At 62.9% G+C, this 14,578-nt stretch carries 14 protein-coding genes and 1 tRNA gene; 3 read left to right on the top strand and 12 right to left on the bottom strand.

Annotation, left to right across the window (positions count from 1 at the left end; all coding sequences use genetic code 11):
* Positions 1-3: 3 nt before the first annotated feature.
* Positions 4-501, bottom strand: a complete 498-nt coding sequence (locus AArcS_RS02630; protein ID WP_238478874.1) for a DNA polymerase V family protein — start codon at positions 499-501, stop codon at positions 4-6.
* 109 nt (positions 502-610) lie between these two features.
* Positions 611-862 (bottom strand): MTH865 family protein, encoded by a 252-nt coding sequence (locus AArcS_RS02625; RefSeq protein ID WP_238478873.1) that lies wholly within the window; start codon positions 860-862, stop codon positions 611-613.
* Positions 863-964: 102 nt separating this feature from the next.
* On the opposite strand from AArcS_RS02625, the gene AArcS_RS02620 reads away from it, so the two are divergent.
* The gene (locus AArcS_RS02620; protein WP_238478872.1) at positions 965-2,110 is read left to right on the top strand and encodes an AI-2E family transporter; all 1,146 of its coding nucleotides are present in this window, start codon (positions 965-967) and stop codon (positions 2,108-2,110) included.
* Position 2,111: 1 nt separating this feature from the next.
* Here AArcS_RS02620 and AArcS_RS02615 read toward each other — a convergent pair whose 3' ends face one another.
* The 5 genes from AArcS_RS02615 to treF form a co-directional block, all read right to left on the bottom strand.
* Complete coding sequence (locus AArcS_RS02615) at positions 2,112-4,250, bottom strand: thioredoxin domain-containing protein (RefSeq protein ID WP_238478871.1); 2,139 nt, start codon at positions 4,248-4,250, stop codon at positions 2,112-2,114.
* A gap of 106 nt (positions 4,251-4,356) precedes the next feature.
* Positions 4,357-4,581 (bottom strand): type II toxin-antitoxin system HicA family toxin, encoded by a 225-nt coding sequence (locus AArcS_RS02610; protein WP_238478870.1) that lies wholly within the window; start codon positions 4,579-4,581, stop codon positions 4,357-4,359.
* Entirely contained in the window at positions 4,582-4,842 is a 261-nt protein-coding gene (locus AArcS_RS02605; RefSeq protein WP_238478869.1) for a type II toxin-antitoxin system HicB family antitoxin, read from the bottom strand.
* A 417-nt stretch (positions 4,843-5,259) separates the two neighbouring features.
* Positions 5,260-6,441 carry an MFS transporter gene (locus AArcS_RS02600; protein ID WP_238478868.1) on the bottom strand — a complete coding sequence of 394 codons (1,182 nt, stop codon included), beginning with the start codon at positions 6,439-6,441 and terminating at the stop codon, positions 5,260-5,262.
* A gap of 42 nt (positions 6,442-6,483) precedes the next feature.
* The gene (gene treF, locus AArcS_RS02595) at positions 6,484-8,004 is read right to left on the bottom strand and encodes an alpha,alpha-trehalase TreF (RefSeq protein ID WP_238478867.1); all 1,521 of its coding nucleotides are present in this window, start codon (positions 8,002-8,004) and stop codon (positions 6,484-6,486) included.
* 154 nt (positions 8,005-8,158) lie between these two features.
* Between treF and purD the strand changes: the two genes are divergently transcribed.
* Positions 8,159-9,457 (top strand): phosphoribosylamine--glycine ligase, encoded by a 1,299-nt coding sequence (purD, locus tag AArcS_RS02590; protein ID WP_238478866.1) that lies wholly within the window; start codon positions 8,159-8,161, stop codon positions 9,455-9,457.
* Between the two features lie 16 nt (positions 9,458-9,473).
* Here purD and AArcS_RS02585 read toward each other — a convergent pair whose 3' ends face one another.
* Both AArcS_RS02585 and AArcS_RS02580 read right to left on the bottom strand, forming a co-directional pair.
* Positions 9,474-10,217, bottom strand: a complete 744-nt coding sequence (locus AArcS_RS02585; RefSeq protein WP_238478865.1) for an ABC transporter permease — start codon at positions 10,215-10,217, stop codon at positions 9,474-9,476.
* Entirely contained in the window at positions 10,214-11,173 is a 960-nt protein-coding gene (locus AArcS_RS02580) for an ABC transporter ATP-binding protein (protein WP_238478864.1), read from the bottom strand. The genes AArcS_RS02585 and AArcS_RS02580 overlap by 4 nt, the downstream gene beginning before the upstream one ends.
* A 155-nt stretch (positions 11,174-11,328) precedes the next feature.
* Here AArcS_RS02580 and AArcS_RS02575 point away from each other — a divergent pair, with 155 nt between their 5' ends.
* Complete coding sequence (locus AArcS_RS02575) at positions 11,329-12,309, top strand: transcriptional regulator (protein ID WP_238478863.1); 981 nt, start codon at positions 11,329-11,331, stop codon at positions 12,307-12,309.
* A gap of 71 nt (positions 12,310-12,380) precedes the next feature.
* Here the strand turns inward: AArcS_RS02575 and AArcS_RS02570 are convergent, their stop codons facing one another.
* The 3 genes from AArcS_RS02570 to AArcS_RS02560 form a co-directional block, all read right to left on the bottom strand.
* Positions 12,381-12,626 (bottom strand): glutaredoxin family protein, encoded by a 246-nt coding sequence (locus AArcS_RS02570; protein ID WP_238478862.1) that lies wholly within the window; start codon positions 12,624-12,626, stop codon positions 12,381-12,383.
* 59 nt (positions 12,627-12,685) lie between these two features.
* Entirely contained in the window at positions 12,686-14,113 is a 1,428-nt protein-coding gene (locus AArcS_RS02565; protein ID WP_238478861.1) for an NCS2 family permease, read from the bottom strand.
* A gap of 349 nt (positions 14,114-14,462) precedes the next feature.
* Positions 14,463-14,537 (bottom strand) — tRNA-Thr (locus AArcS_RS02560).
* Positions 14,538-14,578 lie beyond the last annotated feature (41 nt).

Raw genomic sequence — 14,578 nt, 5'->3', positions numbered from 1 at the left:
CGTTCAGTAGTTTTTGAACAGCACTGCCCGCACGTCGTCTTTTGTCGGGGCGTCCTCGGTGGTCCCATCCGGGAGGTCGACCTCGTAGCGCGCGTCGCCGTCCGTTTCGCGCCACTTGTCGTCGTGGGTGTCGAGCAGCGACATCATCGCGGAGAGTCGGTCCTCACCGCTTTGGCTTTCCTCGTCTCCGGCGCTGTCCGATTCGTCTCCGGCGCTATCTGCCTCCTCGGGTTCGGCATCCTCGTCGGCACTGCCGCTGTCTGTTTCTTCGTCGTCGATATCGGACTCGGCATCGTTTTGATCGTCGCTCCCATCCGCATCGGCCCCAGCGACACCCTCGGCGAGCACATCGTCGAGTGTCCCATCGTGATCGTCGATCAGGTACTGCACCGCGTCGCTGACGCGGACGTGACCGTAGGGACCGACGATGTCGGCTTCGAGTTCTGAACGCAGATCCTCAAGATACTCCTGTTGATCCTCGGTGATCTCTATCTCGGGCATACACGTCCCTGCGAAGCGGACTATTAAATAGGCTGTGACGACGTTCCGATTCAACGGCTGCACCGCTCTGCAAGTAGGTCGAAAGAAACCGAGTCGACGAGCGACCGCTTCAGATCAGGTCCTGCTCCTCGAGCTGGGCGAGCACGTCATCGACGAAGGCCTCCGGCGTGTCGTAGGGGAAGTCCCCGCCGCCGAGTTTGGTGTTGAGCTCCATCGCAGTCATCGAGAAATCGCCGGACTCGAACTTTGTTCCGGGGCCGTTCGGCAGCGCCGGTACGAGATCCATCGGGCTGGAAATCGGGTAGTCAGCGCCCTCGAAGGCGTCGATCATCTGGTCTCTGAGATCGTCTTTGTCTGCCATGTGTCTACACGTGAACCGGGATAAATATTAAACTTTCGTGTAGTTCTCCCGATCGGCGCCCCTGTCAGTACCTTTTTTGTCGTCACTGCGATAAAGGCTGGCATGAATCGTTCCCAGTCGTTTCTGCTGGTCTGTATCGCGATCTCCGCGCTCGCGGCATTCATCGTTGTCCTGCCGTTTATCGAGTACGTCCTCTCGGCGCTGGTGATCGCGTACGTCCTCTACCCGCTCCATCTCCGCCTCGTTCCGCACGTCGGCGAGCGAATATCGCCGATCCTGCTAATTGCTGGAACCGTGATTGCGGCGTTACTACCCTTCTATTACATCGTTACTGCCCTGATACGTGACCTCCAGAACCTCGCCCGGGGGCGGACGGGACTCGAAATCGAGGAGGTCGAGGCTACCCTGTTCGACCAGTTCGGGCTCATCGTCGACATTGAATCGTTGCTGATGACCGGTGCGCGCGAACTGCTGGAAGTGCTGTCATCGAGTGCAACCGGCTTCGTTGCCCTCGCGCTTCGGACTTCACTCGGGCTCGCCCTCCTCCTGTTCCTGATCTACTACGGGCTCAAGGACGGTCCCGAGTTCGTCTCGTGGATCAAGGAGAACTCACCGCTCCCCCGGACCGTCACGGACAACCTCTTCGGGCAGATCGAACAGACGACCCGGGGCGTCGTCATCGGTCACATCTTCGTCGCGATCCTGCAGGGCCTTCTCGGCGGCATTGGCCTCTGGCTCGCCGGGCTTCCAAACGTCGTCTTCTGGACGTTCGTGATGATCGTGCTGGCCTTCCTGCCGCTGATCGGCGCGTTCATGGTCTGGGGGCCCGCGGTGATCTATCTCGTGATTATCGGTGATCCCGTTTCGGCGACGTTCCTCGGGCTCTACGGGGTGCTCGTCGTGAGTATGGTCGACAACTACGCCCGGCCGATCGTGATCGACAAACGCGCGCGGCTCAACCCCGGCCTCATCCTCGTCGGCGTCTTCGGCGGGGTGTACGTCCTCGGCTTTGTCGGCCTGTTCGTCGGGCCGATCGTTCTCGGTATCTTCGTCGCGATGGTGGTCACGTTCGTCGACGACTACGACGAACTCACCGTCGGCGAACCCGCAATCGACGTGGCCGCAGCCGAACGCTCCAGTCAGGAGCTCGGACCGGTCGATACGTTCGATCCGAGCCAGCAGCCCGGACAGCCGACCGACCCCACGCCGTCTGACTCACCCGATGGATCGACCAGCGGCGACGAGTGACTCAGGAGCGGTTGTATTCGGGAGCCAGATCCTCGGCCCACTCCAAGGCCTCGTCGATGTTCGTGACCGGCGGCGAGCAAGTAAAGGAGCGGCAGGTGTAGATCGTCGGCTCTCCCTCGGCCTCGCGCTCGTGCCAGATCGGGGGGGCCTCGTCCAGATCCAGCGCGTCGAGCCACTCGGCCAGCCCCTCGGCTGTCGGAGGACGTCGGGCCAGAATCCGGTTCGGAAGGTACGTCTCGCCAAGTCGCTCGCGCCACGCGTCGGGCAGCGAGTCGGCGGCGACGGTGAGTTCGAGGTCTCCGGTCCGCCGTCGGTCGGCGGCCAGCGTCAGCGTCGTGTGCTCCATCGGACTCGACTCGATATGCTGGCCGTGGGTCGAGAGGACCGTCTCGACGATCTCGTCGAAGCGGTCGTGATCGACAAAGGGGTCGAGCGAGAGCAGGACATCGACCGCGACGCCGAGGCTCGACGGCGTCGACTGATCGCGCCGTTCCTGTGGCCGGGTTACCAGCGACTCGCCGCTCTCGGACGTGTAGTAGATCGTCTTTGCCGACTCGTCCCAGAACTCCGCCTCGATCGTTCGGGCGAGATCGAGTGCGAACGCGAGGTGCTCGACCTCGCCGGTCGCCTGGTAGCAGTCGAACGCGCCGCGAGCGAGGAAAGCGTAATCTTCGAGATAGCCCTCTCCCTTGATGTCGCCGCCGTCCGCGGTGGGTTTGTACCGCCGGGCGAGTTCGCCACGTTCGGCGTCCCAGAGCTGTTCGCGCACGAACGCAAGTGCGTCCGCGGCGAGGTCGGTCCAGCGCTCGTCGAGGAGTCCGCCCTCCGCGAGCGCCGAGATCAGCAGGCCGTTCCAGCCCGCGAGGATCTTCTCGTCGCGCGCTGGCCGAATCCGCTCTTCACGGGCCTCGAACACCCGCTCGCGCGCGTCGTCGAGACGCTCTCTTACCTCGCTCTCGGTGAGGTCGTACTCCTCTGCGAGCGACTCGGCGCTCCGGGCGAGCGTCAGCACCGTCTTGCCCTCGAAGTTACCCGACCGGGTGATTCCGTAGCGATCACAGAACAGGTCGGCATCGGCGTCGAGAATCCCCTCGATCTGGCGGGGCGTCCAGACGTAGAACTTGCCTTCCTCGCCGTCGCTCTGGGCGTCGAGCGTGCTGTAGAAGCCGCCGTACTCGTGGTCGCCGACGCCCTCCCCGTGAGTCAGCTCGCGCTCGACGAACTCGAAGGTCTCCTCGACGACGCGGGCGTAGCGATCGTCGCCGGTGAGCTGATAGCCCGCCAGATAGGCGCGCGGGATCTCGGCGTTGTCGTAGAGCATCTTCTCGAAGTGGGGGACGATCCACTCCCGGTCGGTCGCGTAGCGGTGGAAGCCGCCGCCAACGTGGTCGTAGAGCCCGCGGTCGGCCATCGCATCGAGCGTTTCGATGGCGGCCTCGCGGAACGTCTCCCGGCCGGTGCGCTCGTAGGCCCGCATGAGCAGGTGAATCCGTGTCGGCTGGGGGAACTTCGGTCCGTCCGAGCCGAACCCACCGTGGTCGCGGTCGGCCGCGCGAAGCGCCGTGTTCGCCGCGTCGGCGAGCACCGAGTCACCGACCTCGGTCGGCTGTCCCGGCGTCTCCTCTAGCTGGCCTTTCGCGGCCCTCGTCCACTCCTCGGCACGCGATTCCATCTCCTCGCGAGACTCCTCCCACGAGTTCGCGATGTTGTCGAGCAGGTCGAGAAAGCCGGGCATCCCCTGTCGGCTCTCCCGCGGGAAGTACGTCCCCACGTAGAAGGGCTTGCCCTCGGGCGTGAGCCAGACGGAGAGGGGCCACCCGCCGCGCCCGCTCACCAGCTGGCAGACGGTCTGGTAGACGCTGTCCAGATCGGGCCGCTCCTCGCGGTCGACTTTAATAGGAATAAAGTTCTCGTTGAGTTTCTCGGCGACGGTCTCGTCCTCGAAACTCTCCTCTTCCATGACGTGACACCAGTGACACGCCGAGTAGCCCACCGAGAGGAAGATCGGTACGTCGCGCTCCTCGGCGGCCGACAGCGCCTGTTCGTCCCAGGGCTGCCAGTTGACGGGGTTGTCCGCGTGCTGTCGGAGATACGGGCTCTGTTCCTCGTCGAGGCGGTTTCGACTGGTGGGTTCGGTCATACACCCCGTACGCGCTGGCGGCCCTAAAGGGCGTCCTTGCTGACAGTGAGGGTATCATAGAACACTTCCCACGGTGTTGTTACAGATTCTGATTAATCCACCGACACTAGGCGTGAAAATCGTCTGCACCACACTGCTCGGCGATTGACTGAAGTGTCCCGATTGGAATATCGTCTGCCGATGTCATCGGAACGGCCACGATACGGACTTCGTCCGTGTCAGGCGACTCGTAGCGGAGTTTCAGATGGCTGCCAACGCGGCCTGTCCGGACGAACCCGTGGTCGATCAACACGGACGCGATTTCACGTCCGGAGAATTTCGTCCGGACCATCTACTGCATACAATCGGGGAGCTCACTATCCCCAGGCTCAACGCCATCAATCCCCCATTCTTCGAGATCTCGCTCAGTGACTGGCTCCCCACCCCCCTCGTGCAACTCAAGCGCCTCCGCGAGCATTCGGAGCGCTTCCGTTTTCGTCTCTCCGAAAGAAGCAACGCCAGTTTCGAGGTCACGCGCTGTGATCTTCCCATCATCCTCGTGGATAAACTCCACGCCTTCTTCGGGAGACTCGTCACGCGTTGCACTGGCCATACTTCGAGTAAGCGAAGGCGGGAAATAAGCGTTCGGTTGGAATCTGCACTGTGACATCCTCGACAGTGTATGGGACGCCCCCAGACGGCCAGTGACCGCATCAGGGTGGTCGGCGGGGCTGGCCTTCGATCCGCATCTCAGTAATCGGGCCGAGAGCACGGCCCACGCGACAGCGTGGGATCGTGCTCGACGGGGGAGGGCAGGCGTCGTGACGCCAGCAGAACACCTCCCCCGACGCTATCCCAACAGCACCCCGACGCTATCCCAACAGCACCCCGACGCTATCCCAACAGCACCCCGACGCCCTTGCCGATGTTACAATGTTACATTGTATACAAAATCACAAACAGTACACTGTGACAGTCGTTCGGACACTGTCCAGCCGTTCTCCCACCGTCGACCCACACAGCGGCCCGTCTAGCGCGTACCGGCGACGACTGCCCAGATGGCGACGAGCGTCACACCGAGGGTAAGCGCCACCGCGAGCACGTACCCGTTCGTGTAGGCAACGCTGGCAGCTCCGAGCGGCGGCATCGCCAGCGCGCCCACCCCGCCAGCGACGTTGAAGATCCCGACGATCGCCGTGTCCTTCTCGGGATCGTAGACGCTCAACAGGAGCGGGATGTAAAGCGTCGCCGAGCCGCCGAGTCCCATCCCGAGCAGGAAGATCGCCGGGACCAGCATCGGTAGCTGTGGGGCAAACAGCAGAGCCACTCCTGCGGCCGCACAGGCAAGCGAGATGAGAAAGCCGCGTCGTGCCCCGATCCGGTCGGCCGCGTAGCCGCTCCCGATCCGCGAGATGATACTCACGCCACCGATGAGGCCAAAGGCCATGGAGGCGGCCGCCTCGGTCAGCCCACGCGCGGCAAAGAGGTCGACTGCGTACGCCGCAAGCAACTGATACCACGCAAAGGCAAGCGCCATACCGACGAACAGCAAGTGGAAACGCCGCGTCCAGAGCAACCCGCGGACCCAGCCGCCCAGCTCCCCGAGTGTCGTCGACGACGCCCCCGTCCAGGTCGGGCGACCGCAGACTACTCCGGCCGCGAGAAAGGTCACCGCCGAGACGCCCACGATGAACAGGAACGCCCGTTCGATCCCCACGGCATCGATCGCATACTGCCACAGCGGCGGCAGGACGAACAGTCCCAGTCCGTTGCCCACGAAGATCAGGCCCGTCGCGGCCCCACGGCGCTCGTCGAACCAGCGCGGAATGACCGATGCCAGGACCACGAACACGGTCCCCAGCGCGAGGCCGAGGGTGGCAAACACCACGAGCAGGCCGACGATCGAGTCGATCAGCAGGAGCGTCGGCGCAACGAGTCCGGTGGTCACCGCGCAGACCAGGACGATCCCGCGTGCAGGAAGCCGTGCCGCGACGACGCCGATCAGCCCCGACCCGATAAAGAAGGTAAACAGCATGACGGAGAAGACGACCGATAGCTCGACCGCGGGGACGCCGAAGGCCTCGGATAACGGGGCTCTGAGGATGCCATACGATAGCGGTGTCCCGAAGGTAAACACCATCGCTACCGCGCCGACGATGGCAACGAACCAGCTATATCGGCTGTCGGGCGTCGCTCCGCGAGTGTCTGTCACTACAGGTGAATTGTCCACCAGATGCGAAAAAGATCCCGTCTTTCAGTGCTGCTCGAACAGTCCGTAGCGCTCCTGAAACGCGATCGTCACGCCGTTCGTCCAGCCGAAGCCGTCCTGTAACTCGTACTCGCCACCGCCACCGAGCCGACCGTCAGCTGTCACGTCGTACTTTTCGACCATGCGTCCCGTGCGCTCGTAGACAGTGCGGGCATGATCGACCCAGCGGGTGGCGATCTCACGCGCCAGCTCGTCGTGGCCGGACCGTTCCAGCCCGAGCACCGCGAACCAGTGCAGCGGTGCCCACCCATTGGGTGCATCCCACTGCTCGCCACTTTCGGTGAGCGTCGTAACGAGGCCGCCACGACTGAGGAACTGGTCCCGGAGGTGGTCGGCGACGGCGGCCGCCTGCTCGTCGCTTGCGAGACCGGTGTACAGCGGGACGGTTGCGGCGAGCGTCCACTTGGTGGTCCGGTCGCCCTCGACAAAGCTGTAATCGAAGTAAAACCCGGCCTCGTCGTCCCAGCAGTACTGATCGATCGCTTCCGCCCGGCGCTGCGCTGCGGTGACGTACGCCTCGCTCGCGGCGTCGTTTCCGAGGTGGGCGTGCCAGCCGGCCAGATCCCGCTCGACGCCGTACAGCAGGGCGTTCAGATCCACCGGCACCAGTTCTGTCGTGCGAATCGTCTCCATCGACTCGTCCCGGCACCAGCGACTGCTGAAGTCCCAGCCGGATTCCGCGGCCGCACGGATGTCCCGGTAGAGTGTCTCCCGATCGCGGTCAGGGACCCGTTCGGCGAGTTCGACGTCCTCGTCGTAGGATTCCCGGCGCGGGCCGGACGACTCGTCCCAGTAGCGGTTGAGGACGGCGTCGCCGAGGTCGACGACCCGCCGTGTCGCCGTTCCTGCGCCGGCGAGTTCCTCCCGGCCGCTCATCCAGTACTCGTATTCTGCGTCGAGCGCGTCGAGGTACGGCACTACCGCCTCGGTGCCACGCTCCCGTTCGAGGATTTTCACGGTCTCGGCAAACAACGGCGGTTGCGTCCGGGTGGTCTGATACTCGCGAGTGGCGTTTGGAACGTAGCCGAACTCCTCGACGGCCCACGCGAAGTTCTCCACGATGTTTTCGACATCCTCGAAGCGATCGCTGGCTGCGAGCCCCTCCGCGGTGAAGTAGCTGTCCCAGTAGTAAAGCTCCCGAAATCGCCCACCGGGCGTAATATACGGCTCGGGCGTTCCGATCAGTGAGCCGTATTCGATCGCCTGCTCGTCGTCGGGATGATCGACGAGTCTGGGCCAGAGCGCCCGGATGTGAGCTGCCATCGATTCCGCCGTCTGTTCCGAGTCGTACTCGGTGTCCTCGCTCGCGTTGGGAACCTCAAAGTGTTCGTAGACGAACGATCGGAGATCGAACGCCGGGTCGTGACGCCGTTCCTGAAACCGCTCGTGAATCCGGTCTGGATCCATACGTGGGACGCTATCGACAAACGTCTTCGAGTCCTCGAAGATATCGCTCCGCTGGACTGCCTCGAACAACGGGCCACGAAGAGGCGGAGAGGTAGTCATACCGGGATAGTACGACGAGTACGGTGTTTACTCTTTCGACTAATTGTGTATGGGTGTTGTAAACTATCTGTCCGTCAGGGAGACCGCGATGGTATGGACAGCCGCTGTACCGAGAACAGCAACCTTTACACTGTGCTGTGGCGGTGTTTCGGGTATGTCAGAAACCGTGTTGCTCGTCGGCGGCGGCGGGCGCGAACACGCCATCGCCCGAGCGCTCGAAGACAGTGATGCAACCGTGTACGCCTGTGCGGGGAACCGAAACCCCGGTATCGATGCGATTGCCGCAGACTTCGAGACACTGGAGACGACCGATCCCGAAGCAGTCGTCGAGTATGCCGAATCCGTCGACGCGACGCTCGCCGTCGTCGGTCCGGAGGCACCACTGGCCGCGGGTGTCGCTGACGCGCTCGACGAGGCTGGTGTCTACGCCTTTGGCCCGCAAGCCTCGGAGGCCCGCATCGAGACTGACAAGTCGTTCCAGCGGGAGTTCATGGCCGAGCACGATGTCCCTGGCTGTCCCGATTTCGCGGTGTTCGAAGACGGCGAGGCCGCCTGCGAGTACATCGACGAGTACGACGGCGACCTCGTCATCAAGCCCGCCGGGCTGACGGGCGGCAAGGGCGTCAAAGTGATCGGTGATCAGGTGACCCCCGAGGAAGGCAAGCAGTATATTCGGGACTCCGAGTACGACCGGATCGTTCTCGAAGAACGTCTCGTCGGCGAGGAGTTTACGATTCAGGGCTTCGTCGCCAACGGCTCGCTCCGGATCACGCCCGCGGTCCAGGACCACAAGCGCGCCTACGAGGGCGACGAGGGGCCAAACACCGGCGGGATGGGCAGTTACAGCGACGCCAGTTTCCAGCTTCCGTTCATGACGAAAGCCGACTCCGCCGAGGCGCTCGACATCATGCGCTCGGTCGTCGACGCACTCACTGGCTACAAGGGCGTCCTCTACGGGCAGTTCATGCTCACTGCCGAGGGCGTCAAGGTCGTCGAGTTCAACGCGCGATTCGGCGATCCCGAGGCGATGAACACCCTGCCGGTGCTCGAAACCGACTTCCTCGACGTGCTGACGGCGGCTCGCAATGGCAAATCCCTGCCAGAACTCGCGTTCGACGCGCAGGCCACTGTCTGCAAGTACGCGGTCCCTGACGGCTACCCCACCGATCCCGACGCGGGCGCGCTGGTGACGATCGACGAGGACTCCGCTGGCGACGCCTTGCTGTACTACGCCAGCGTCGACGCCCGCGAGGACGGCATCTACACGACGACGTCGCGGTCCTACGCCGTCGTCGGCGTCGCCGACACGATCAGCGAGGCCGAGGAAATCGTAGAGGACGCCCTCGAACGCGCTGGAACCGACGGCCTACGCGTGCGCCACGACATCGGGAAGGCCGAGCTCGTCCAGCAGCGGATCGACCACATGGACGAGCTGCGCGGCGAGCAGGAGTAGTTCGCCCACTCCGTTTTCAATCCGCCTGCGGCAGCGAGTACGCCCCGAGCGCGAAGAAGACGACTGCTAGCACCGAGAGGACAACGAGGTCGGCGAGCGGGTCTCCACCCGTCGAGAGCGCCCGGACGCCACGGGCGAAATACGTGAGTGGGGACAGCTCCATCAGCGGTGCGAACCACTCCGGCAGGAGGTCGGGCGGGACGAACGTATCCGAAAGGAACAGGAGGGGAAGGCCGATCGAGTTCGAGGCCGCGATCGCCCCATCCTGAGATTCCGTATAGCTCCCGAGCATCGCGCCGACGCCACAGAACAGCACGACACCGGCGATGATGAACGGAACCAGCAGGGGTGAGAGGGGAAGCGCCGCGCCAGTGAGGACGGCGACGAGCACGAGCACGAGCAGGCTGGCGATGCCGATGATGACGACATTGACCAGCGTGTGGGCGGCGAGCCACTCCGTTTTCGAGAGCGGCGTCGTCGCCAGCTTCTCGAAGCGGTTCCCGTCGCGATGCCGGGCAACCGTGGAACCGACCCGCGAGAGGGGAGTAAAGAGGACGACGACGGCGACGTAGCCGGGCACGTAGTACTCCGCGGGCTCGGTGAAGAGGCCGCCACCGCCCGGATCCGTCCGAACGAGCGCCCCGAAGATGACGATCAGCAGGACGGGAAAAAAGAAGGTGAAAAAGACCGCGGTTCGGCGGCGTAGAAAGGAATGCCAGGAGGCGTGAAACTCCGATCGGATGCGGGTAAGTGTGCTCATGCGTCACCACCCGCGGCTGGTGCTTTACGTGACCTGACGTCATCTCCTTGCAGTCCACTTTCTTCGTCCCCGGCGAGGGTCATGTACACGTCTTCGAGGGTCGGCTCGCGCCACGTCAGAGCGGTGTAGGCAAGCCCCTCCGTTTCCAGCACGTCCACGACGCGTCCGATCTCGGTCGGTGCGATGCCGTGGACATCGACGCCACGGCGTGTCGGCTTGGCGTCGAAGCCGCTCTCTTCGAGCATCGACACAACAGTCTCCGCTTCGGCGTCGAGATCGATCTCCAGTCGGCTTTCGCCGCCGTATTCGTCGAGCAGTTCCTCGGGAGTCCCTGTCGCTACGAGTTCACCATCGGCGAGCAGGCCCACTCTGTCGGCAAGCGTCTCGGCTTCTGCCATGTCGTGGGTCGTCAACAGCACTGTTGTCCCGCCCGCCGCGAGCGTCTCGACGCGCTCGGCGACGGTACGACGGCCCGCCGGATCGATCCCGGTCGTCGGCTCGTCCAGAAACAGGAGGTCGGGGTCGTTGACCAGTGCGCTCCCCAGACAGACGCGGCGTTGTTGCCCCCCTGAAAGGTTCTCGTACCAGGTGTCGCCCGCATCGCCCAGGCCGACCGTCGCCAGCACCTCCTCGGGATCGAGTGGGGCATCGTACAGCCCAGCGTAGTACTCGAGCAGCTCGCGGGCGGTGAGTCGGCCCGGCGGCGAGAAGCTCTGGGGGAGGACGCCGAGGCGATCCGAATCGACGGCCTCCGGAGCCTCACCAAACACGGAGATGCTCCCTGCGGATGGCTCGACCGTCCCCGTGAGCGTCCGGACGAGCGTGGTCTTGCCCGCGCCGTTCGGGCCGATCAGCGCGAACACCTCGCCCTCATGGATCGACAGCGAGACGCCGTCGAGTGCCTCGACTCCCCCGTAGGCTTTCGAGACATCGTCGGCCGACAGCAATGCGTTCATACCCTCACTCGGGAGTGGGCCGGAAAACCCCCTTCGGTTCCGGGCCGAAAGCTCACCGGCGTGGACCGCAACTGGACTCTTTGTCTCAGATCGCCCGACGAGAGCCAATATAGACGCCAAAATGCCTATATACCGGGAGTAGCTTACACTCGGATATGTCACGGTCTGCGCTCGTCGGCAACGTCACCGCCATGCTCGAAGACGCAGGCTTCGCTGTGAGTGACCGCTGTGCGACGCGTCCGCGGAGTTTCGACGTCGCGGCCCGCCGCGGCGACGAACTCGTGTTGTTGAAAGTGCTCGGTAACGTCGACGCCTTCGACGCGGAAACGGGCGAGGAGATGCGCCGCATCGGCGCGTATCTGGATGCCACGCCACTGGTGATCGGCCTCCGAACCAGGGACGAAGAGCTAAAACCCGAGGTCGTCTACTTCCGCCACGGGGTCCCAGTACTGAGCCCCGACACCGCGATGGATCTGTTCGTCGAGGGCGTCCCGCCGCTGATATACGCCGCACCGGGCGGGCTGTACGTCAGTATCGATGGCGATATCCTCGCGGACAAACGCGAGGAGCGCGGCTGGAGTCTCGGCCAGCTCGCGAGCGAACTCGGCGTCTCCAGACGTACAGTCTCGAAGTACGAGGACGGAATGAACGCAAGCATCGAGGTTGCGATGCAGCTCGAAGAGCTCTTTGGCGCTGGACTGACCAGTAATGTCGACGTGCTTGAGGGAGCCGAGGACGTCCGGGAGACCGACCCGACTCCCGACGCACCCGATGCCGACCCCGACGACCAGCGGATCGTTACGGTGATGACCCGCGCTGGCTACGAGGTCCATCCCACCCTGCGCGCGCCGTTCAAAGCCGTCAGTGAGGAAGAAGACGACGCCGATCCCGCCGAGGGGACGGTGCTGACGGGCCACTCGGAGTACACCCGGACTGCAGAAAAGCGCGCGCGGATCATGGGCTCGGTCGGGCGCGTCGTCGGCACGCGATCGGTCTACTTCGTCGATAGCGCCAAACAGACCTCGATCGAGGGGACCGCGCTAATCGAGCGCGAGGAAGCCGAAGCCATCGACGACCCCGACGAGTTCCGCGATCTCATCCGCGAGCGCGCGGAGTACGAGGAAGAGCCAGCCTGAGGATCAGTTCGGATATTGGTCTCGAACATCCCGAGTTGCAACGCGCGCCCACAGCGTGAGCAGCCGTGGCGTCATGCGTACTGTTCGTCGAGATACGCGACAATATCGTCGCTTTCGGGCATCCCGTGGACATCGTTTGTTTCGTCGATCAGCACCGGGACGCCGGTCTGGCCGCTGACTTCTTTTACCTCAGTGCGCTCGGAGTGGCTGCGTGGCACTTCGCGGCTCTCGTACTCCAGCCCCAGTTCGTCGAGTTTCGAGGTGACTTTCGCACAGAACGGACAGCCCGGCAGTTCGTACAGTATCAGATCGGACATTCAGCGGTAGTTAGGGGTGATTCGGGAAGAAAGCGTTGGTGCTGTGCGTCGGCGGCGCCTCAGAGGATGAAGCCGCCAGTCTGGAGCACATAATAGGCGACCAACACCACAGCGAGCACCCACTGGCCGAGCCGGACGTCGCTACCTTCACCCATCGATGCCTTGATGATTGGATACGCAATGATGCCTGCCGCGAGACCATCGGCGATCGAGTACGCCAGCGGCATGATCGTGATTGTAAGCGCGCCAGAAATCGCCCATGCGGGGTGACTCCAGTCGATGTCGGTGACACCTTGGAACATGATGATACCAACGACAACAAGTGCGAGGAACGAGGCGTATTCGGGAATAATCGACACGAGCGCAACGAACGGGAGCGCAAGCAGGAAGCAGGCTGCAACGACGAGCGCGGTGAAGCCGGTCTGACCACCTTCCTCGATACCGGTCGACGACTCGATATACGTCGTCACGGTCGAGGTGCCGACCATCGCACCGAAGGTCGTACCAACCGCGTCGGCCATGAGTGGTTTTTCCATCTCCGGCAACTCGCCTTTGTCATCGAGGAAATCACCGAACTGCGCGACGCCGATGAGCGTCCCCGCGGTGTCGAAGAAGTCCACGAAGAAGAACGTCAGCATGACGAAGAGGAACGTAACTGGCTCGATATCGCCGAGTCCTTCGATGAACGCACCGGCAATCGGCGTAAAGTCGTACTGGACGCCAGTCACGATGTTCCACAGGCCGGTGACGATACCCTCTTCGGCGAACGTGGAGTAAAGTTCACCGTCGACGACGGTATCCGGATCGGTCAGACCGGATGCGGCAACCAGCCAGCCGACGATCGTCGTCGTGAGAATACCGATCACGATTGCGCCCGTGACATTGCGGGCCCAGAGAATCAGCGTTAATGCAACGCCCAGAACGCCGAGGGTCGCAACTGGGTTCGATGCGATATTGCCGAGCTCAACGAGGGTGCCCTCGTAGCCGACGATCACCTGCATCTCCTGGAGACCGATAAACAGCAGAAAGACACCGATACCGGCACCAACCGCATACTTGACCGGTTCTGGAAACAGGTTGATAATATATTCACGAGCCCCGATGGCAGTGAGGATAATAAACAGAATCCCCTCGACGAACACCGCAGCGAGGGCAGTCTGCCACGGTATCCCGAGCGCGATGACGACGGTGAACGCGAAGAAAGCATTTAGCCCCATGCCCGGGGCGAGTCCGAACGGCCGGTTTGCGTACAGCGCCATGACGATCGTCGCCAACGCCGATGAGAGAATCGTCGCGATGGCGATCATCTGAATCACTTCGCCCTGACTGTAGCCGTCGATGACGATCGCTTCGGAGAGAATGAACGGATTGACGACGATGATATACGACATCGCCAGAAACGTCGTCACACCGGCCAAAATCTCGGTTCGTATGTCAGTATCGTGCTCCTCGAAGCCGAAAAAGTCCGCTACTTGGTCCACTGCCATTGGATGTTTGTGCAGTCGGCGAAGATCAGACTTAAATATTTTCTTCTCGATTGGACGCTGCTATACACGTTCATGTCTAACAATTCGGTCAGACACCGACCCGACGAGTGGACAGAGGCATCAATACGGAAACGCAGGCCGGTGAGGAAATCTGAACCGTGTACAGTCTCTGGGCTTCACATCCGTTCACCGAAGCGACCAGCGGCTTCAAGCCATCGCTCACCACGTTCGCGATAGCCTCGCAAAAGCAAGCCAGTGAGGGATTTGAACCACGGTCACAGCAAAGCTGTTCCCTGATACAAATCCCCAATCGTTGCTTCGCTCCTCACGTCCGTTCGTCGCAGAAACAAGCCGGTGGGGGGATTTGAACCCCCGGCCTAATCCTTACGAAGGATTCGCTCTAGCCAGTCTGAGCTACACCGGCGCTCACTCAATGATACGACGCAAAACCCCAATAAGGGTTGC

This window comes from Natranaeroarchaeum sulfidigenes (genome assembly GCF_017094485.1).
GTDB classification, from domain to species: Archaea; Halobacteriota; Halobacteria; order Halobacteriales; family Natronoarchaeaceae; genus Natranaeroarchaeum; species Natranaeroarchaeum sulfidigenes.
The sequence above is the reverse complement of the archived record's forward strand: the minus strand, read 5'-3'. Positions and strand labels throughout refer to the sequence as shown.

Bases quoted from the DNA above. Each gene is read 5' to 3' on its own strand.
- AArcS_RS02565 (WP_238478861.1), bottom strand. From the start codon at position 14,113: ATGGCAGTGGACCAAGTAGCGGACTTTTTCGGCTTCGAGGAGCACGAT.
- AArcS_RS02610 (WP_238478870.1), bottom strand. From the start codon at position 4,581: ATGGTCCGGACGAAATTCTCCGGACGTGAAATCGCGTCCGTGTTGATC.
- AArcS_RS02605 (WP_238478869.1), bottom strand. From the start codon at position 4,842: ATGGCCAGTGCAACGCGTGACGAGTCTCCCGAAGAAGGCGTGGAGTTT.
- AArcS_RS02620 (WP_238478872.1), top strand. From the start codon at position 965: ATGAATCGTTCCCAGTCGTTTCTGCTGGTCTGTATCGCGATCTCCGCG.
- AArcS_RS02615 (WP_238478871.1), bottom strand. From the start codon at position 4,250: ATGACCGAACCCACCAGTCGAAACCGCCTCGACGAGGAACAGAGCCCG.
- AArcS_RS02585 (WP_238478865.1), bottom strand. From the start codon at position 10,217: ATGAGCACACTTACCCGCATCCGATCGGAGTTTCACGCCTCCTGGCAT.
- AArcS_RS02625 (WP_238478873.1), bottom strand. From the start codon at position 862: ATGGCAGACAAAGACGATCTCAGAGACCAGATGATCGACGCCTTCGAG.
- AArcS_RS02575 (WP_238478863.1), top strand. From the start codon at position 11,329: ATGTCACGGTCTGCGCTCGTCGGCAACGTCACCGCCATGCTCGAAGAC.
- AArcS_RS02570 (WP_238478862.1), bottom strand. From the start codon at position 12,626: ATGTCCGATCTGATACTGTACGAACTGCCGGGCTGTCCGTTCTGTGCG.
- treF (WP_238478867.1), bottom strand. From the start codon at position 8,004: ATGACTACCTCTCCGCCTCTTCGTGGCCCGTTGTTCGAGGCAGTCCAG.
- purD (WP_238478866.1), top strand. From the start codon at position 8,159: ATGTCAGAAACCGTGTTGCTCGTCGGCGGCGGCGGGCGCGAACACGCC.
- AArcS_RS02580 (WP_238478864.1), bottom strand. From the start codon at position 11,173: ATGAACGCATTGCTGTCGGCCGACGATGTCTCGAAAGCCTACGGGGGA.
- AArcS_RS02630 (WP_238478874.1), bottom strand. From the start codon at position 501: ATGCCCGAGATAGAGATCACCGAGGATCAACAGGAGTATCTTGAGGAT.